This window comes from Agromyces bracchium (assembly GCF_009709675.1).
Classification (GTDB): domain Bacteria; phylum Actinomycetota; class Actinomycetes; order Actinomycetales; family Microbacteriaceae; genus Agromyces; species Agromyces bracchium.
Genome location: NZ_WMLB01000019.1, coordinates 35017 through 53800, shown reverse-complemented (window position 1 = coordinate 53800; position 18784 = coordinate 35017). Strand labels below are relative to the sequence as shown.

General features: G+C 71.7%; 16 protein-coding genes, 1 tRNA gene and 1 other RNA gene. 9 read left to right on the top strand and 9 right to left on the bottom strand.

All coding sequences use genetic code 11. The features are described 5' to 3' along the window. The first annotated feature begins 175 nt into the window (after positions 1 to 175). Complete coding sequence (locus GJ743_RS07525; protein ID WP_155051285.1) at positions 176 to 697, top strand: DUF3145 domain-containing protein; 522 nt, start codon at positions 176 to 178, stop codon at positions 695 to 697. A gap of 175 nt (positions 698 to 872) precedes the next feature. Here the strand turns inward: GJ743_RS07525 and GJ743_RS07520 are convergent, their stop codons facing one another. The 6 genes from GJ743_RS07520 to aceE all read right to left on the bottom strand — a co-directional run bounded on the left by GJ743_RS07520 (position 873) and on the right by aceE (position 8513). Beyond that, positions 873 to 2108 (bottom strand): beta-ketoacyl-[acyl-carrier-protein] synthase family protein, encoded by a 1236-nt coding sequence (locus tag GJ743_RS07520; RefSeq protein WP_155051284.1) that lies wholly within the window; start codon positions 2106 to 2108, stop codon positions 873 to 875. 84 nt (positions 2109 to 2192) lie between these two features. Beyond that, positions 2193 to 2441, bottom strand: a complete 249-nt coding sequence (locus tag GJ743_RS07515; protein ID WP_129234072.1) for an acyl carrier protein — start codon at positions 2439 to 2441, stop codon at positions 2193 to 2195. A 69-nt stretch (positions 2442 to 2510) separates the two neighbouring features. Beyond that, complete coding sequence (locus GJ743_RS07510) at positions 2511 to 3515, bottom strand: beta-ketoacyl-ACP synthase III (protein ID WP_155051283.1); 1005 nt, start codon at positions 3513 to 3515, stop codon at positions 2511 to 2513. Positions 3516 to 3543: 28 nt separating this feature from the next. Then, on the bottom strand, positions 3544 to 4467 hold the full coding sequence (locus GJ743_RS07505; RefSeq protein WP_328288910.1) for an ACP S-malonyltransferase: 924 nt from the start codon (positions 4465 to 4467) through the stop codon (positions 3544 to 3546). Between the two features lie 90 nt (positions 4468 to 4557). Beyond that, on the bottom strand, positions 4558 to 5772 hold the full coding sequence (locus GJ743_RS07500; protein ID WP_376862052.1) for a PucR family transcriptional regulator: 1215 nt from the start codon (positions 5770 to 5772) through the stop codon (positions 4558 to 4560). Between the two features lie 14 nt (positions 5773 to 5786). Then, a complete protein-coding gene (aceE, locus tag GJ743_RS07495; RefSeq protein WP_328288909.1) occupies positions 5787 to 8513 on the bottom strand; it encodes a pyruvate dehydrogenase (acetyl-transferring), homodimeric type in 2727 nt (908 codons plus the stop codon). A gap of 160 nt (positions 8514 to 8673) precedes the next feature. On the opposite strand from aceE, the gene GJ743_RS07490 reads away from it, so the two are divergent. The 5 genes from GJ743_RS07490 (at position 8674) to rnpB (ending at position 11385) form a co-directional block, all read left to right on the top strand. Then, entirely contained in the window at positions 8674 to 9135 is a 462-nt protein-coding gene (locus tag GJ743_RS07490) for a peroxiredoxin (protein WP_328288908.1), read from the top strand. Positions 9136 to 9198: 63 nt separating this feature from the next. Continuing rightward, positions 9199 to 9271 (top strand) — tRNA-Val (locus GJ743_RS07485). 62 nt (positions 9272 to 9333) lie between these two features. Further along, positions 9334 to 10155: a Nif3-like dinuclear metal center hexameric protein gene (locus GJ743_RS07480; protein WP_328288907.1), complete on the top strand. Its 822-nt coding sequence runs from the start codon at positions 9334 to 9336 to the stop codon at positions 10153 to 10155. Positions 10156 to 10219: 64 nt separating this feature from the next. Then, positions 10220 to 10957, top strand: coding sequence for a zinc ribbon domain-containing protein (locus tag GJ743_RS07475; RefSeq protein WP_328288906.1), 738 nt, complete (start codon positions 10220 to 10222; stop codon positions 10955 to 10957). A 52-nt stretch (positions 10958 to 11009) separates the two neighbouring features. Continuing rightward, positions 11010 to 11385: RNase P RNA component class A (gene rnpB, locus GJ743_RS07470), an RNA gene on the top strand. 22 nt (positions 11386 to 11407) lie between these two features. Here rnpB and ppgK read toward each other — a convergent pair. Together ppgK and map are read right to left on the bottom strand one after the other, a co-directional pair. Further along, positions 11408 to 12163 carry a polyphosphate--glucose phosphotransferase gene (ppgK, locus tag GJ743_RS07465; protein WP_155051280.1) on the bottom strand — a complete coding sequence of 252 codons (756 nt, stop codon included), beginning with the start codon at positions 12161 to 12163 and terminating at the stop codon, positions 11408 to 11410. Between the two features lie 62 nt (positions 12164 to 12225). Next, positions 12226 to 13089 (bottom strand): type I methionyl aminopeptidase, encoded by an 864-nt coding sequence (map, locus tag GJ743_RS07460; protein ID WP_155051279.1) that lies wholly within the window; start codon positions 13087 to 13089, stop codon positions 12226 to 12228. 11 nt (positions 13090 to 13100) lie between these two features. Between map and GJ743_RS07455 the strand changes: the two genes are divergently transcribed. Beyond that, positions 13101 to 13286 (top strand): SPOR domain-containing protein, encoded by a 186-nt coding sequence (locus GJ743_RS07455; protein ID WP_155051278.1) that lies wholly within the window; start codon positions 13101 to 13103, stop codon positions 13284 to 13286. A gap of 28 nt (positions 13287 to 13314) precedes the next feature. Here GJ743_RS07455 and panB read toward each other — a convergent pair whose 3' ends face one another. Beyond that, on the bottom strand, positions 13315 to 14202 hold the full coding sequence (panB, locus tag GJ743_RS07450; protein ID WP_155051277.1) for a 3-methyl-2-oxobutanoate hydroxymethyltransferase: 888 nt from the start codon (positions 14200 to 14202) through the stop codon (positions 13315 to 13317). Positions 14203 to 14289: 87 nt separating this feature from the next. Between panB and GJ743_RS07445 the strand changes: the two genes are divergently transcribed. Both GJ743_RS07445 and GJ743_RS07440 read left to right on the top strand, forming a co-directional pair. Continuing rightward, positions 14290 to 15627, top strand: coding sequence for a glutamine synthetase family protein (locus tag GJ743_RS07445; RefSeq protein WP_155051276.1), 1338 nt, complete (start codon positions 14290 to 14292; stop codon positions 15625 to 15627). Positions 15628 to 15640: 13 nt separating this feature from the next. Further along, positions 15641 to 18655 carry a bifunctional [glutamine synthetase] adenylyltransferase/[glutamine synthetase]-adenylyl-L-tyrosine phosphorylase gene (locus GJ743_RS07440; RefSeq protein ID WP_155051275.1) on the top strand — a complete coding sequence of 1005 codons (3015 nt, stop codon included), beginning with the start codon at positions 15641 to 15643 and terminating at the stop codon, positions 18653 to 18655. Positions 18656 to 18784 lie beyond the last annotated feature (129 nt).

The window sequence follows — 18784 nt, the reverse complement described above, 5'->3', positions numbered from 1 at the left end:
AGTAGGGAGTTTAGCGCCTGCGCCGCGGATCGCCGCGGATTCTCCTTGTCAGGCCGCGCGAACCGGGGCATACTCGACCTGACGACTCGCTCGTCACAACCGAACACGCCGCCGCCGCCAGGCTCGTTCCAGAGGTCGTAGGGGAAGACGCACCTCACGAGGAACGGAGCAGGAGATGGCGGAACAGGTCACGCGGGCCCAGCGCGCCGCGCGAGGCGTGCTGTTCGTGCACTCGTCCCCACGGGCCGTCGGCCCGCACGTCGAGTGGGCGGTCGGTCGCGCGCTCGGCACTCCGGTGAACTTCGAGTGGACCGAGCAGCCGGTGCTTCCCGGAACCCTCCGGACCGAGTACGCGTGGACCGGTGAGCCGGGCGCGGGCGCACGCATCGCCTCCGCGCTGCGCGGCTGGGAGCAGCTCCGCTTCGAGGTGAGCGAGGACCCCGGTGCCGAGTCCGACGGTGCCCGGTGGATGCACACGCCCGACCTCGGCGTGTACTACGCGCAGACCGACACGGCGGGCAACGTCGTGATCCCCGAGGACCGCATCCGCTACGCGATGGAGGTCGCGGCGTTCGACGCCGGCGAGCTGCACCGCGAGCTGAGGCTCGCGCTCGGCCAGGCGTGGGACGACGAGCTCGAGCCGTTCCGGCACGCGAGCGACTTCGCCCCCGTCATCTGGCTGCATCGCGTGGGCTGACGCGCACCGCGCGGTGGCGTGACGCGTCGACCGGTCGACGAAGCTCCCGGAGGCGTACGAGCGAAACCGCAGTCGGTGGACTGCATCGGGCCCCGACGCCGTGAGGCGATCGGGGCCCGATGCATGCGACGGATGCCGCGGCATCCGGTGTTCGCGACGGTCGTCAGCTCGCCTGTCAGACGGCGCGGAACGCGGCGACCGCGTTGTGCCCGCCGAAGCCGAACGAGTTGCTGATCGCGATGAGGTCGCCCTCGCCGAGCGCACGCGGCGAGGTCACCACGTCGAGCGTGATCTCCGGGTCCTGCTCGTCGAGGTTGATCGTCGGGGGAGCGGTGCGCTCGTGGAGCGCCAGCACCGTGAAGATCGACTCGATCGCGCCGGCGCCGCCGAGCAGGTGCCCGGTCGAGGCCTTCGTCGCGGTCACGGCGATGCCGTCGAGCGCGTCGCCGAACACGCGGCGCAGCGCGTTGTACTCGGCGATGTCGCCGACCGGCGTGCTCGTCGCGTGCGCGTTGACGTGCCGGACATCGGCCAGGCTCGCCCCCGCGCCCTCGATCGCGGCCTTCATCGCGCGCGCGGCCGCCGAACCCTCGGGGTCGGGCGCCGTGATGTGGTACGCGTCGCTCGTGATGGCGCCGCCGAGCAGCTCGGCGTAGATGCGCGCGCCGCGCGCCTTCGCGTGCTCCTCGGTCTCGAGCACCAGCGCGGCCGCGCCCTCGCCCATGACGAAGCCGTCGCGACCCACGTCGTACGGACGCGAGGCGATCGCCGGGTCGTCGTTGCGACGCGAGAGCGCCTGCATCGAGGAGAACGACGCGATGGTGACCGGGTGGATCGCCGCCTCGGAGCCGCCCGCGATGACGACGTCGGCGACGCCGTCCTGGAGGTGCTCCCACGCGTTGACGAGCGACTCGGTGCTCGAGGCGCAGGCCGACACGACGGTGCGGATGCCGGCTCGCGCGTGCAGGTCCATGCCGACCGCGGCGCCGGGGCCGTTCGGCATGAGCATGGGCACGGTCATCGGCAGCACGCGACGCGGGCCGCGCTCGCGCAGGGTGTCCCACGCGTCGAGCAGCGTCCAGACGCCGCCGATGCCGGTCGCCCAGTCGATGGCGAGCCGCTCCGGGGCCACCTCGGGGGCGCCGGCGTCCGCCCACGCCTCGCGCCCGGCGATGAGGGCGAACTGGCTCGACGGGTCGAGGCGCTTGATCTCGTGGCGCTCGAGCACGTCGGCGGGCTTCACCTTGGCCGACGCGGCGAAGGTCACGGGCAGGTCGTACTGGCCGACCCACTCGTGCGCGAGCGTGCGCGCGCCGGACTCGCCGGCGAGCAGGGCCTTCCAACTGTCACGGGCGGTGCCGCCGATCGGCGTGGTCGCACCGATGCCCGTGATCACGATCTTCTTGGTCATACGAAGTCACTCCGATGGGGCGATGGGAACGAGGCGTGGAACGGAACGGACGGGCCGGCTCCACGCCGGCCCGCCCGCACGTCACTAGGCCTGCGCGTTGACGATGAAGTCGACGGCGTCACCGACGGTCTTGAGGTTCTTGACCTCTTCGTCGGGGATCTTCACGTCGAACTTCTCCTCGGCGTTGACGACGATCGTCATCATCGAGATGGAGTCGATGTCGAGGTCGTCGGTGAACGACTTGTCCGCCTCGACCGTGTCGGTCGCGATGCCGGTCTCGTCGTTGATGAGCTCGGCCAGGCCGGCGAGCACTTCTTCGCGGGTCGATGCCATGGTTCTTCTCCTTGCAGGGGTATGTCTCGTATGACCGAGACACAGTCTAGATGGACGGGGGTCGGCGGCTCAGGGCAGAACCACCACTTGGGCGCCGAACACGAGTCCGGCGCCGAAGCCGATCTGGAGGGCGAGGCCTCCGGAGAGCTCGGGGTGCTCCTCGAGCAGTCGGTGCATCGCGAGCGGGATGGACGCGGCCGACGTGTTGCCGGTGGTCGCGATATCACGGCCGATCACGACCGAGTCGGGCAGCTTCAGCTGCTTGGCGAACTCGTCGATGATGCGCATGTTCGCCTGGTGGGGGATGAACGCGGCGAGGTCGTCGGACGTGATGCCCGCGGCATCCAGCGCCTGCTTGGCGACCTTCGCCATGTCCCACACGGCCCAGCGGAAGACCGTCTGGCCCTCCTGACGGAGCGTCGGCCACTCGGCGGCGCCGTCGCGGAACTCCACGAGCGTGTGGTTCATGCCGACGGCGCCCGCCTTCGAGCCGTCGGAGCCCCAGACGGTGGGAGCGATCGCCGGCTCGTCGCTCGGGCCGACGACCACGGCGCCCGCGCCGTCGCCGAGGAGGAACGAGATCGTGCGATCGGTCGGGTCGACGACGTCGGAGAGCTTCTCGGCGCCGATCACGAGCGCGTAGTGGGCGGCGCCCGCGCGGATGAGGGCGTCGGCCTGCGCGACCGCGTAGGCGTAGCCGGCGCACGCGGCGTTCATGTCGTACGCGGCCGCCGGGTTCGCGCCGACCCGATCGGCGACGACCGCCGCGATCGACGGCGTCTGCTGCACGTTCGAGATGGTCGCGACGATGACGAGGTCGATCTGGTCGGCGGGCACGCCCGAGCGCTCGATCGCCTCGCGCGCGGCATCCGTCGCCAGGTCGACCGCGAGCACGTCGGCACCCGCGCGAGCGCGGGTGATGATGCCCGTGCGCTGTTGGATCCACTCGTCGGACGAGTCGATCGGGCCGACGAGGTCGTCGTTCGGGACCGCGTTCTCGCCGCGTGCGGCGCCCACCGAGTACAGGCGGGTGTAGGCGGGACCGGTCGACTGGCTGAGCGTGGGGTGCGTCATGCGTTCTCTCGTGTCGTGGGTGCGGGGTTCAGGCGGCCTGCTGCTCGATGAGCTCGATCGCGGCGGGCAGGTCGTCGGGGGTCTTGACGGCGACGGTCGGCACACCCTTCAGCGCGCGCTTGGCGAGGCCGACGAGCGCACCGGCGGGGGCGAGCTCGATGATGCCCGTCACGCCGGCGTCGGCGAACGAGTCCATGCAGCGGTCCCAGCGGACGGGCGAGGCGACCTGGCCGACCAGCAGGTCGACGAAGGCGGTGCCGGATGCCACGGTCGAACCGTCGCGGTTCGTCCAGAGCGTCAGCTCGGGGTCGGCGGGCGAGAATCCGGCGGCGACCTCGGCGAGGCGCTCGCGCGCGGGCTGCATGTAACGGGTGTGGAAGGCGCCGGCGACCTGGAGCGGGATGACGCGGGCGCCGGCGGGCGGCTCGGCCTTCAGCTGCTCGAGCGCGTCGAGCGCGCCCGCGACGACGATCTGGCCGCCGCCGTTGAAGTTCGCGGGCTCGAGGCCGAGCGCCTCGAGGCGGGTGAGCAGGTCGGCCTCGTCGGCGCCGATGACGGCGCTCATGCCCGTCGCGATGAGCGCAGCGGCATCCGCCATGGCACGCCCGCGTTCGCCGACGAATCGCATGGCGTCGGCGTCGCCGAGCACCCCGGTGGCGGCCGCCGCGGTGATCTCGCCGACGGAGTGGCCCGCGACGCCGCCGAGGCGGGCGGCACGACCGCCGGCCGTGAGCGCGTCGAAGGCGAGGATGCCGGCCGCGACGATGAGGGGCTGGGCGATCGCGGTGTCGCGGATGGTGTCGGCGTCGCTCTCGGTGCCGTGCAGCGCGAGGTCGACGCCGGCGGCCTCGGAGAGACCCGCGAGGCGCTCGGCGAACGCGGGCTCGGCGAGCCAGGGAGCGAGGAAACCGGGGGTCTGGGAGCCCTGACCAGGGCAGACGACGACGATCACCGTCTCAGTCTGCCAATCCCGCGCAGGCGATGTGTGTGCACTCGCCACAAGGTATTCGTCGGACCCTTGTCCTGCCCGCACATACGCCGGTCAGCTCGAGGGGCGGCGGCGCGGCGTCGACTCGTGATCGCTCATCGACCCGATGATGAGGGCCGACTGCAGGATGAGGGCCTCGCGCGCGCCCGTGGCATCCCACCCGATCACGTCGGAGACGCGCTTCAGGCGGTACCGGACCGTGTTCGGGTGGACGAACAGCTCGCGTGCGGTCGCCTCGAGCGATCGACCGTTGTCGAGGTAGCTCCAGAGCGTCGTGAGCAGCTCGGTCGAGTGCGCCTGCAGTGGACGGTAGATGCGGTGCACGAGCGTCGCCCGCGCGAGCGGGTCGCCGGCGAGCGCGCGCTCGGGCAGCAGGTCGTCGGCGTGCACCGGTCGCGGCGCGTGCCGCCACGACCGCGCCACGGCGAAGCCGGCCAGCGCCGCCTTCGCGCTCTTCGACGCGTCGACGAGGTTCGGCACCTCGTGCCCGAGCACCAGGTGGCCGGGGCCGAAGTTCGACTCGAGCTGCGTCGCGATCTCCATGAACGACAGCGCCGGGGCGGTGCCCACGGGCTCGTCGGACTCGCCACCGCGCGGTTCTGCGCGACCGATCACGACAACGAGTCGGTTGCCCTGCACCCCGATCAGCACGTCGGCATGCATGTGACGGGCCGCGCGGCGCACCTGGTCGACGTCGAACAGCTTCGGCGCGGTACCGACGAGCACCGCGACCTCGCCATGGCCGTGCCACCCGAGCGCCGCGATGCGGCTCGGCAGCTCGTCGTCGTACTCGCCCGAGAGGATCGAGTCGACGACGAGCGCCTCGAGGCGCGCGTCCCAGAGGCCGCGCGCCTCGGCGGCGCGTGCGTAGACGTCGGCGGCGGCGAAGGCGATCTCGCGCGAGTACAGCAGGATCGCCTCGCGCAGCGGCTCGCCGCCGTCCTTCACGCGCTCCTCGACGACCTCGACCGTGACGCGGATGAGCTGCAGCGTCTGCTGCAGGCTCACCGAGCGGAGGAGCTCGCGCGGCGCCGCGCCGAACACGTCGGCGGCGATCCACGGCGTCGACCGCGGATCGTCGAACCAGGCGATGAACGACGAGATGCCGGCCTGCGCGACGAGGCCCACCGCCGAGCGACGGCTCGGCGGCATCTCCCCGTACCAGGGCAGCGTGTCCTCCAGACGCTTCAGCGTCTGCGTCGAGAGCTCACCCGAGATGGTTCGCAACCATGCGAGGGTCTCCGCCTTGGTCCTGGGCTTCGTCGCCACCGTCGGAACGCCTGCTAGCTCTCGCCGCCGGCGTTGCCGGTCGTGCCCGCGTTCACGTCGTGGAGCCGGTACCGCTCGATCGCCTGCGCCGGGAGCGAGCGATCGACCTCGCCGCGCTCGGCGAGGAGCTGCAGGGTCCGGACCACGACCGAGGGGCCGTCGATCTTGAAGAAGCGACGGGCCGCCGGACGCGTGTCGGAGAAGCCGAAGCCGTCGGCGCCGAGCGTCGCGTACTGGCCGGGCACGTACGGACGGATCTGCTCCTGTACGGCGTGCATGTAGTCGGAGACCGCGACGAACGGCCCGCGGGCGCCCGCGAGCTTCTGCGTGAGGTACGGCACGTGGCGGTCGGCCTCCGGGTGGAGGAAGTTGTGCTCGTCGGCACGGAGGCCGTCGCGCGCGAGCTCCGACCAGCTGGTCACCGACCACACGTCGGCCGAGATGCCCCAGTCCTGCGCGAGCAGGTGCTGCGCCTCGATGATCCACGGCACCGCCACGCCCGAGGCGAGGAGCTGGGCCTTCGGGCCCTCGCCCGAACCCTCGGAGATGCGGTGGATGCCGCGGACGATGCCGTCCACGTCGACCGACTCGGGCTCGGCGGGCTGCACGAGCGGCTCGTTGTAGACCGTCAGGTAGTACATGACGTTCGGGTCGGCATGGGTGCCCCCGTACATGCGGTCGAGGCCCGAGCGCATGATGTGCCCGATCTCGTAGCCGTACGCCGGGTCGTAGGAGACGACCGCGGGGTTCGTCGCCGCGAGGAGGGGCGAGTGGCCGTCGGCGTGCTGCAGGCCCTCGCCCGTGAGTGTGGTCCGGCCGGCCGTCGCACCGATGATGAAGCCGCGCGCCATCTGGTCGCCGGCCGCCCACATCGCATCGCCCGTGCGCTGGAACCCGAACATCGAGTAGAAGACGTAGATCGGGATGAGCGGCTCGCCCTGCGTCGAGTACGACGTGCCGACGGCCGTGAACGCGGCGAGCGCGCCCGCCTCGTTGATGCCGACGTGGACGATCTGGCCCTGCGGGCTCTCCTTGTAGGCCAGGAGCAGCTCGCGGTCGACCGACGTGTAGTGCTGGCCCATCGGGTTGTAGATCTTCGCATTCGGGAAGAACGCGTCCATGCCGAAGGTGCGGGCCTCGTCGGGGATGATCGGGACGATGCGGTTGCCGAAGTCCTTCGACCGCATGAGGTCCTTCAGGAGCCGGACGAACGCCATGGTCGTCGCGATCTCCTGCGTGCCCGAGCCCTTCTTCGCGATCGCGTACGCCGAGTCGTCGGGCAGCGAGATCGCGGTGTGGTTCGAGCGGCGCTCGGGAAGGTAGCCGCCGAGCTCGCGGCGACGCTCGTGGAGGTACTGGATCGCCTCGTCGTCGTGGCCCGGGTGGTAGTACGGCGGCAGGTAGGGGTTCTCCTCCAGCTGCGCGTCGGAGATCGGGATGCGCATGGTGTCGCGGAACGTCTTCAGGTTGTCCAGCGTCATCTTCTTCATCTGGTGCGTCGCATTGCGACCCTCGAAGGCCGGACCGAGGCCGTAGCCCTTGATGGTCTTGGCGAGGATGACGGTGGGCTGGCCCGTGTGCTCGGTCGCCGCCTTGAACGCCGCGTAGACCTTGCGGTAGTCGTGACCGCCGCGCTTGAGGTTCCAGATCTGCTCGTCGGAGAGGTCCTTGACGAGCTCGAGCGCGCGCGGGTCGCGGCCGAAGAAGTTCTCGCGCACGTACGCGCCCGACTCCGCCTTGTAGGTCTGGTAGTCGCCGTCGGGCGTGACGTTCATGAGGTTGCGGAGCGCGCCGTCGTGGTCGCGGGCGAGCAGGTCGTCCCACTCGCGGCCCCAGACGACCTTGATGACGTTCCAGCCGGCGCCGCGGAAGAAGCTCTCGAGCTCCTGGATGATCTTGCCGTTGCCGCGGACCGGGCCGTCGAGGCGCTGCAGGTTGCAGTTGATGACGAAGGTGAGGTTGTCGAGGCCCTCGTTCGCCGCGACCTGGAGCTGGCCGCGGCTCTCGACCTCGTCCATCTCGCCGTCGCCGAGGAACGCCCAGACGTGCTGGTCGGAGGCGTCCTTGATGCCGCGGTTGGTGAGGTACTTGTTGGCCTGGGCCTGGTAGATCGCGTTGATCGGCCCGAGGCCCATCGACACGGTCGGGAACTGCCAGAACTCCGGCATGAGGCGCGGGTGGGGGTACGACGAGAGGCCTGCCGGCGCGTGCGACTTCTCCTGGCGGAAGCCGTCGAGCTGGTCGGTGGAGAGCCGGCCCTCGAGGAACGCACGCGCGTACGTGCCGGGGGAGGCGTGGCCCTGGATGAAGATCTGGTCGCCGCCGCCGGGGTGGTCCTGGCCGCGGAAGAAGTGGTTGAACCCGACCTCGTAGAGCGCGGCCGACGATGCATACGTCGAGATGTGGCCGCCGACGCCGATGCCGGGTCGCTGCGCGCGGTGCACGGTCATCGCAGCGTTCCAGCGGATCCAGGCGCGGTAGCGGCGCTCGAGCTCCTCATCGCCGGGGAAGGCGGGCTCGTTCTCCGGCGCGATCGTGTTCAGGTAGTCCGTGGTCGGCACCATGGGGACGCCGAGGTGGAGCTCCTTCGAGCGCTTGAGCAGGCTGAGCATGATCTCGCGCCCGCGCTGGTGGCCCTTCTCGGCGACGAGGGCGTCGAGGGACTCCGCCCACTCGTTGGTCTCCTCCGGATCGGAGTCCATCGCCTCGACCGAGTACGGGTCCTGGTCGTTGACAGTCACACTCGACCTCTCTCTTCAGCAGATCGTGCCTCTTGACCGTGCGTTGCGCACGACGAAGACCGGGTCACGGTCGGGGGCACCACGCCATCCTAGTGATTCTACGGGGACGCATGGCGGGCTAGGCTGGCGCGCGTCCAGCCGGAACCCGAGGGAGGCGCTCGTGATCCTCGGCCCCGGGGCGCTCGCCCCCGAGTTCGCACTGCCCGATCAGCACGGCGCACCGCAGCGTCTGGCCGATCGGCGCGGCATCCGACCGGTGGTCCTGGCGTTCGTGCCGTTCGCGTTCTCGCGCGTCTGCACGCGCGAACTCGGCGAGCTGGACGCCGCCCTGCCGATGTTCGAGGCCTCGGGCGCCGAGCTGTTCGTGGCCTCGATCGATTCGAAGCACGCCCTCCGGGCGTGGGCTGAGGAGCAGGGAGTCGGACTGAGCCTGCTCTCCGACTTCTGGCCGCACGGCGCGGTCGCGCGCGCATACGGCGCGTTCGACGAGCAGGCCGGATTCGCGCGGCGCGCGTCGTTCGCAATCGGCGCCGACGGCGTCATCCGCTCGTCGTTCGAGGCGCCCGCGGGCGAGGCGCGCCCGCTCGAGGCGTACCGCGAGGCCCTCGCGTCGCTGCGGTAGGCCCGGGCGAGCGGATGCCGCGTCCGCGCGACGCTACGATCGAAGTGCCGCCGCACGCGGCGAGGGCCTTTAGCTCAGTTGGTAGAGCGCCACGCTTACACCGTGGATGTCGTCGGTTCGAGCCCGGCAGGGCCCACCCCCGATCCATCGTCGGCCACTGGCCGGGCCGGAGCCCCCGGCGGCGGATAGGGTGAGTGGGTGCCAGTCCGCCTCGCCGACGTCCTCTCGACCGTGGAACGACTCTGGCCCGTGTCCGGCGCCGAGCCGTGGGACGCCCCCGGTCTGGTGACCGGCGACCCCGAGCGCGAGGTCGCCCGCGTGCTGCTCACCGTCGACGCCGTCGCGTCGACCGTCGACGAGGCGATCGACTCCGGTGCCGACCTCATCGTGGCGCACCATCCGCTGCTGCTCCGCGGCGTCACCTCGATCGCCGAGGACCGCTACAAGGGCGCGCTGCTCGCCAAGCTCATCCGCGCCGATTGCGCGCTCGTCGGCGCGCACACCAATGCCGACATCGTCGAGACCGGGACCTCAGCGGTGCTCGCCGATCGCCTCGGCCTGGTCGACTCCGTTCCGATCGTGCCGAATGCGACGGATGCCGCGCGCGGCCTCGGTCGCGTGGGGCGCCTCGCCGAGCCGACGACGCTCGGCCGGCTCGCCCGCCGCCTCGCGGAGATCCTTCCGCCCACGGCGACCGGCGTGCGCGTCGCCGGCGGGTTCGACGATGCGGTCGAGACCGTCGCGGTCTGCGGGGGAGCGGGCGACTCGCTGCTCGCGCACGAGGCGGTGCGGTCCGCCGACGCGTACGTCACGGCCGACCTCAGGCACCATCCGGCCTCCGAGGCCCGTGAGCAGGCGATGCTCGGCGGTGGCCCGGCGCTCGTCGACGTCTCGCACTGGGCCAGCGAATGGCTCTGGCTGGATGCCGCGGCCCGCGAGCTGCGCAAGGCGCACCCCGACCTCGAGGTCGCGGTGAGCGACCTCCGCACCGACCCGTGGGACTTCCAGGTGGTCCAATGACCGCCCCCGCGACCTCCGCCCCGACGACCGACGACCGAGTCCCGAACCCCACGAGGAGCACCACGTGAAGGCCAGCCCCGCCGACCAGGAGCAGCTGCTCCGCCTCCAGGCCATCGACACGCGCCTGCAGCAGCTCGCGCACCGCCTGCGCTCGCTCCCGCAGACGGCCGAGCTCGCCTCGCTCGGCGAGCGCGACACCGCGGTGCGCGGCCGCCGCGCCGAGGCCATCGGGACCCTCGAGGACGCGCGCACCGAGCTCGGACGCATCGAGTCCGACGTCGAGGTCGTCGAGAAGCGCATCGCGCGCGACGGCGACCGGCTGACGCACACCTCGTCGATGAAGGACGTGCAGGCGCTCGAGTCCGAGCTCGTGTCCCTCCGCAAGCGCCTGAGCGACCTCGAGGACGCCGAGCTCATCGTGATGGAGAAGGTCGAGGCCGCCGAGGCGCACGTCGCGGAGATCGATCGCGAACGGGCCGAGCTCGCCGAGTCGACCGCGGCCCTCGAGGCGGCGCGCGACGAAGCGGCAGGCGGGCTCGGCACCGAGCGCGAGCAGGCCGAACGCGATCGCGCGACGATCGCGTCGACGCTCCCCGACGACCTGCTCCGCTTCTACGAGGACCGTCGCGTCCGCGGCGGCGGCATCGGCGCCGCCCTGCTCCGGCAGCGGACGTGCGGGGGCTGCACCATCACCCTCACGGGATCCGACCTCGAAGCCGTGCGTCGCGCGGCGGACGAGGAGCTCGTGCAGTGCCCGGAGTGCGACCGGATCCTGGTGCGCACGGGCGAGTCGGGGCTCTGACACCCGCGCCGACCCACGTGCTCGCGTCGGCGCGGTAGCCTTGGAGGGCGAGCGGGTCGGCAAGACGGCCGCGTCGCCCGAGCGATCGGGCGCCGAGGAACGTCCGGGCTCCGCAGGGCAGGACGGTGGGTAACGCCCACCCGGGGTGACCCGCGAGACAGTGCCACAGAAAGCAGACCGCCTCGGGCCTCGGCCCGGGGTAAGGGTGAAACGGTGGGGTAAGAGCCCACCAGCGACCGCGGTGACGCGGTCGGCTCGGTAAACCTCGTCCGGAGCAAGGCCAGACAGGGAACGATGGGGCTGCCCGTCCCGTTCCCGGGTAGGCCGCTGGAGGGCTGCGGCGACGCAGCTCCGAGAGAGATGGCCGTCCAGCCGGTGTCGCGCAAGCGCCCGGTGAACAGAACCCGGCGTATCAGCCGGCCCGCTCGCACCCAGCCGTCATGGGCGCGCTCAGAACCGCGCCGCGAGCGCCGCGGCCCCGAGGATCCCCGCGTTGTTGCGGTGCACCGCCGGCACGATCGGGGTCTTCAGGTCGAGCATCGGCAGGAAGTGCTCGTGGTGCTTCGAGACGCCGCCGCCGACGACGAAGAGGTCGGGGGAGAACAGGAACTCCACGTGCGAGTAGTACCGCTGGAGCCGCTCCGCCCACTGCTCCCACGAGAGATCCTCGCGCTCCATAGCGGAGTACGCCGCACGCGACTCGGCGTCGTGGCCGTCGAGCTCGATGTGGCCGAGCTCGGTGTTCGGCACCACGACGCCGTCGAAGATCAGGGCCGAACCGATCCCGGTGCCGAGCGTCGTGAGGATGACCAGGCCGTCCTCGTCCTTGGCGGCTCCGAACTTCGCCTCGGCGTAGCCGGCGGCATCCGCGTCGTTGATGAAGTGGATCTCGCTGCGGAGCTCCTTCTCGAACATGCGCTCGGCCTCGAGCCCGATCCACTCGTCGGAGACGTTCGCGGCGGAGAGCGTGCGGCCGTGCTTGACGATGGCGGGGAAGCACACGCCGAGCGGCAACGACGAGTGGCCGCGGTCGGCGACCTCCGACAGGAGCTCGCCGGTCGCCGCTAGGATGTCGGCCGGGCGACCGCCGGGCGGGGTCTTCACCTTGATGCGCTCGGTGACGAGCTCGCCCGTGCCCAGATCGACCACCGCGCCCTTGATGCCGGTTCCGCCGATGTCGATGCCGATCGCACGCTCAGTCGCCATGGCGCCACGATACCGCGCGGCCGTCGCACGGTCGGTGACGACCCGGCCGGCGGGTGTCGCGGTCACGGCAGCGTGAGGATCTCCGCGCCCCGCTCGGTCACGACGAGCGTGTGCTCGAACTGCGCCGTCAGCGACCGGTCGCGCGTGACGACCGTCCAGTCGTCCTCCCAGAGGTCCCACTCGGTCGTCCCGAGCGTCAGCATCGGCTCGATCGTGAAGACCATGCCCGTCTCGAGCACCGTGGTGGCGGTCGGGTCGTCGAAGTGCGGGACCACGAGCCCGGTGTGGAAGGCCCGCCCCACGCCGTGCCCGGTGTAGTCGCGCACCACGCCGTAGCCGAAGCGCTTCGCGTACGATTCGATCGCGCGGCCGATGACGTTCACCTGCCGGCCCGGGGCGACGGCGCGGATGCCTCGGGCGAGCGCCTCTCGCGTGCGATCGACGAGCAACCGGGTCTCCTCGTCGGCCTCGCCGACCACGAACGTCGCGTTCGTGTCGCCGTGCATGCCGTCGAGGAAGGCGGTCACGTCGAGGTTCACGAGGTCGCCGTCGGCGAGCACGGTGTCGTCGGGGATGCCGTGGCAGATCACCTCGTTGACCGACGTGCACGACGACTTGGGGTACCCGCGGTAGCCGAGCGTCGACGGGTAGGCGCCGTGCGCGACGACGTACTCGTGCGCGATGCGGTCGAGCTCGTCGGTCGTCACGCCGGGACCGATGGCGGCGGCGGCGGCCTCGATCGCGCCCGCTGCGACGCGCCCGGCCGCGCGGATGCGCTCGACCTCGTCGGGCGAGTACCGGTCGCCGCCCGTGTTCGGGGAGGGGGCCGCGCGGCCCACGTACTCGGGCCGGGGGATCGACGCCGGCACGGCGCGCAGGGGCGAGAGTCGGCCGGGGATCAGACGGCCGGCGGGGTCCTTGGGCATAGGATCAGCCTATGTCGAGGGACGTGGAGCATCAGTTCTGGTACAACCTCAACACCGGTGAGGTCGAGGAGGGGTTCGTCTCGCCGGCCGTCGAGCGCGTGGGTCCGTTCGAGACGCGCGCCGAGGCCGAGCAGGCGCTGGAGATCCTCCGCGCGAACAGCGCGAAGTGGGCCGAGGAGGACGCCGCCGAGGAGTGACGCCCGTGCCGACGGGCCCGATGGCTCGTCAGTACGAGTGCTCCTCCGTCGGGTAGGCGCCCGATGCGACATCCGCCGCCCACGCTCGCGCGGCGTCGCCGAGGACCCCGGCGAGGTTCGCGTACTGCTTGACGAACCGCGGGATGCGGCCGGTCGTGAGGCCCGCCCAGTCGGTCCACACGAGCAGCTGCCCGTCGCAGTGCGGGCCGCCGCCGACCGAGATCGTCGGGATGTGCAGGAGCTCGGTGACCTGGCGCGCGGCGTCGGCCGGCACCATCTCGAGGACGACCGCGAACGCGCCCGCGTCCTGGATCGCCTTCGCATCGGCGAGCAGCTGCTTGACGCCCTCGCCCCGGCCCTGGATGATGTGGCCGCCGAGGCCGTGCTCGCTCTGCGGCGTGTAGCCGATGTGCGCCATGACCGGGATGCCGGCGCCGACGATGCGGCGGATCTGCTTCTGGCTGCGCTCGCCGCCCTCGAGCTTGACCGCGTGCGCGCCGGCCTCCTTCATGAAGCGGATGGCGGTGTGCAGCGCCTCGTCGGGGCCGTTCTCGTACGAGCCGAACGGCATGTCGGCGATGACGAACGCGCGCTCGACCGCGCCGGCGACCGCGCGCGTCAGCGGGATGAGCTCGTCGACGGTGACGGGCAGCGTGGTCTCGTAGCCGAGCACGTTGTTGCCCGCCGAGTCGCCGACGAGCAGGAAGTCGATGCCCGCCTCGTCGAAGATCCGCGCGGTGAGCTGGTCGTAGCTCGTGAGCCCCGTGATCTTGATGCCGTCGCGCTTGGCGGTCTGGAAGTGCCGGGTGCGGACGCGCTTCGGCCCGCTGGGAGTGCTCGATGCGCCGCCGTAGGGGTTCTCGGCCACGGGGGGCTCTGAGGGGGTCGCTGCGCCGTCGGATGCGTGGTCGGACATGGCGCCAGTCTCGCACAGCGCGGGCGTCATCCGGGCGGGGCGGCCGAGCCCGACCGACTACGCTGAGAGCATCGAGGAAGGGTGTGCATGGACAAGCAGCGCGACTTCGTTCTCCGGACCATCGAGGAACGAGGAGTCAAGTTCGTCAGGCTCTGGTTCACCGACGTCGTCGGCACCCTGAAGTCGGTCGCGATCGCGCCGGCCGAGGTCGAGGGCGCGTTCACCGAGGGCATCGGGTTCGACGGCTCCGCGATCGAGGGCCTCAGCCGGACCTTCGAGTCCGACCTGCTCGCCTTCCCCGACCCGACGACGTTCCAGACGCTGCCCTGGCGCGGCGACATCGACCCGACGGCGCGCATGTTCTGCGACATCACGACGCCCGACGGGGAGCCGGCCGTCGCCGATCCGCGGAACGTGCTGAAGCGCACGCTCGCTCGGGCCGCCGACGCCGGGTTCACGTTCTACACCCACCCCGAGATCGAGTTCTACCTCCTCAAGTCGTCGAAGTACGGGCCCGAGGGGCCGCAGCCGGTCGACTCGGCCGGGTACTTCGACAACGTTCCGGGCGGCACCGCGCACGACTTCCGTCGACGCTCCGTCCGGATGCTGGAAGACCTCGGCATCTCGGTCGAGTTCAGCCACCACGAGGCGGGCCCGGGTCAGAACGAGATCGACCTCCGCTACGCCGACGCCCTCACCACGGCCGACAACATCATGACCTTCCGCACGGTCGTGAAGGAGGTGGCGATCGAACAGGGCGTCTACGCGACGTTCATGCCGAAGCCGTTCTCCGACAAGCCCGGCTCGGGCATGCACACGCACCTCTCCCTCTTCGAGGGCGACGCGAATGCGTTCTACGAGCCCGGTGCGCAGTACCAGCTCTCCAAGATCGGCCGTCAGTTCATCGCGGGCCTCCTCCGCCACGCGAACGAGATCTCGGCCGTCACGAACCAGTTCGTGAACTCGTACAAGCGGCTCTGGGGCGGCGATGAGGCGCCGAGCTTCATCTGCTGGGGCCACAACAACCGCTCGGCCCTCGTCCGCGTGCCGCTGTACAAGCCGAACAAGGGGCAGAGCGCGCGCGTCGAGTACCGTGCCATCGACTCCGCCGCGAACCCCTACCTGGCGTTCTCGCTGCTCCTCGCCGCCGGGCTCAAGGGCATCGAGGAGGGCTACGAGCTCCCCTCGGAGGCCGAGGACGACGTGTGGGCGCTGACCGACAGCGAGCGTCGCGCGCTCGGGTACCGGCCGCTGCCGGCGAGCCTCGACCACGCGATCGAGTACATGGAGACCTCCGAGCTCGTCGCCGACACGCTCGGCGAGCACGTCTTCAACTACGTGCTCGCGAACAAGCGCGCCGAGTGGCGCGACTACCGCACGCAGGTCACGCCCTTCGAGCTGCAGCGCAACCTCGAGATCCTCTGACGGCCGGCACCGGATGACGCGCACCGCCCCGACCCTCGGAGCGCTCGCGCGCGCCGGATTCGCCGACCTCGACCTCGCCGCAGCGCATTCGGCGGAGCTCGCGGATGCCGCGGGGGTCGAGCCGGAGGCCCTGGTCGACGCGCTGGGCGCCGCGGCCGCCCCCGACCTGGCGCTCGCCGAACTCCTCCGCCTCCACGAGCGCTCGTCGGAGCCGGTCGCCGCGATCGTCCGCGATCCGAGCGCACTCGACCGGGCGGCGCGCCTGCTCGGCGCATCCCGCGGGTTCGCCGAGTTCTTCCTCAGGAACCTCGACGAGCTCTCTCTCCTGCACGCGCCGCCGACGCCGCCCCCGTCGGCCGAGGAGGCCGCGTCCGAGCTGGTCGCGGTCGCGGCATCCGTCGACGCGCCCGTCTCGCAGCTGGCGGATGCCGGAGCACGCGCGCTGCGCGTTCGGTATCGACGGCTGCTGGCCGCCGTCGCGATCTGGGACCTCACCCGCAACGACGCGGTCGACGCGCTCGACACCGTTGCGTCGGGACTCGCGGACCTCGCCGGCGGCGCGATCGAGGCGGCGCTCCACCTGGCGCGCCGGGTCGCCGGCCGCGAGGCGGGGGAGCCGGCGGCCCCCGGCCGGTATCCGGCGGCCGAGGTCGCCGGAACGCGCCTGGCCGTCATCGGAATGGGCAAGGCCGGCGCGCGCGAGCTCAACTACGTCAGCGACGTCGACGTCATCTTCGTCGCGGAATCCGCCGACGAGGAGGTCGCGTCGAGCGCTCGGGCACTCGAGATCGCGACGAAGCTCGCGATGGCGATGATGCGCGCCATCGGCGAGCCGGGCATCGAGCCGCCCCTCTGGGAGGTCGACCCGAACCTCCGCCCCGAGGGCAAGGACGGCGCGCTCGTGCGCACGCTCGAGTCGCACCTGCAGTACTACGACCGGTGGGCGAAGAGCTGGGAGTTCCAGGCCCTGCTGAAGGCCCGGCCGATCGCGGGCGACGCGGAACTCGGCGCGCGCTACGCGGCCGGGGTCGCACCGAAGGTCTGGGCCAGCTCGTCGCGCGAGGGCTTCGTCGAATCGGTGCAGCGCATGCGGGAGCGCGTGACCGACCACATCCCGTCCGACGAGGTCGACGTCCAGCTGAAGCTCGGGCCCGGCGGACTCCGCGACATCGAGTTCACCGTCCAGCTCCTCCAACTCGTCCACGGCGCGACCGACGAGGCGATCCGCCAGGCCGGGACCCTGCCGGCCCTCGCGGCGCTCGCCGAGCACGGCTACGTCGGCCGCGAGGAGGCCGCCGAGTTCTCGCGCGACTACCGGGTGCTCCGCGTCCTCGAGCACCGCCTGCAGCTCGCTCGACTCCGCCGCACGCACCTGATGCCGCGCGACGACGCGGACCGCCGCGTGCTCGCACGCGCGTCGGGTCTTGCACGCACGTCGGGCGAGCTCACCGAGGCCTGGCAGGCGACCCGTCGCCGCGTCCGGGGCCTGCACGAGCGACTGTTCTACCGCCCGCTGCTGTCGGCGGTCGCGGCCCTGCCCGCCGAGGGGCTCGAGCTCACGAGCGCGCAGGCCGAGGCGCGCCTGGCAGCGATCGGGTTCACGGACCCGCGCGGCGCGTTGGCGCACATCGCCGCCCTGACGGCGGGCGTCTCACGGCGCGCCACGATCCAGCGCCACCTCATGCCCGTGCTGATCTCGTGGTTCGCCGGCGGCGCCGACCCCGACTACGGCCTGCTCGCGTTCCGCCGGATCAGCGACGCCCTCGGCACGACGCACTGGTACCTGCGACTGCTGCGCGACTCATCCGATGCGGCGCTGCGCCTCACGCGCGTGCTCTCCGGATCCCGCTTCGCGGGCGAACTCCTCGAACGCATCCCCGAGGCGGTCGCATGGCTGGAGGACGTCGACGAACTCCGGCCGCGTCCGCTGTCGGCGCTCCGCGAGGAAGGCGACGCGGTCCTCGCCCGTCACGGCGAGCTGGATGCCGCGGCGAAGGTGCTCCGCGCGATGCGGCGCCGCGAGGTCCTCCGGCTCGCCCTCGCGGCGATCCTCGACGTGTGCACGGTGGAGGAGCTGGGGTACGGGCTCAGCGACGTCGTCGAGGCCCACCTCGAGTCGCTGCTCCGCGCCATCCGCCGTGGCGACGACGGCATCGAGTTCGCCGTGATCGGCATGGGCCGGTTCGGCGGGCGGGAGCTCGGCATCGCCTCCGATGCCGACATCCTGTACGTCTACCGCGCGACGACCGCCGAGCCCGACGCGGCGCACACGCGCGCCCTGAAGATCGTGTCCGAGCTCGTGCGGACGAGCGAGGACGCCCGGCTTCCGTTCGAGCTCGATGCGGGGCTCCGCCCCGAGGGCCGCAACGGCGTCGTCGCGCGTTCGCTCGAGGCGTACCGCGCCTACTACGCCCGCTGGTCGCTCACCTGGGAGGCCCAGGCGCTGCTCCGGGCGCGCGGCGTCGCCGGCGATCCCGCACTCGTCGACGACTTCACCGAACTGGCGGACACGGTCCGGTACCCGAGCGGCATCGCCGACCAGGAGGTGCGGGAGGTCAAGCGGATCAAGGCGCGCGTCGAGAACGAGCGCCTCCCGCAGGGCGCGGATCCGACGAGGCACCTGAAGCTCGGCCGCGGCTCGCTGAGCGACGTCGAGTGGTTCGTCCAGCTCATCCAGCTCGAGCACGCGGCGGAGGTTCCGGCGCTGCGCACCACCTCGACGCTCGACGCGCTCTCAGCCTCCGTCGAGGCGCGACTGGTCGGCGCGTCCGATGCCGAGACCCTGCGGGCCGCCTGGATCATGGCCTCGCGCGCTCGCTCGGCGCTGACGCTCTGGCTCGACAAGACCACCGACGTGCTGCCGGTCGAACGCACGCAGCTCGAGGGCATCGCCCGGATCATGGGCTATCCGCCGGGTTCGGCGACGGCCCTCGAACACGACTACCTGGCGGTCACGCGTCGCGCGCGTGCGGTGTTCGAACGCGGATTCTACGGCGCCCAGCCGCGGCGCGAGCCGACGGTCGGCTGAGCGATCGGCGTCCCGGTGACCGGCCCCGGCCGGGACGCATCGACGCGCCCGGACCCGATCGGCCCCCGTCGACCCGGGACGACACGAGGGCCCGTGTCGCAGAACGCGACACGGGCCCTCGGCTCTCTG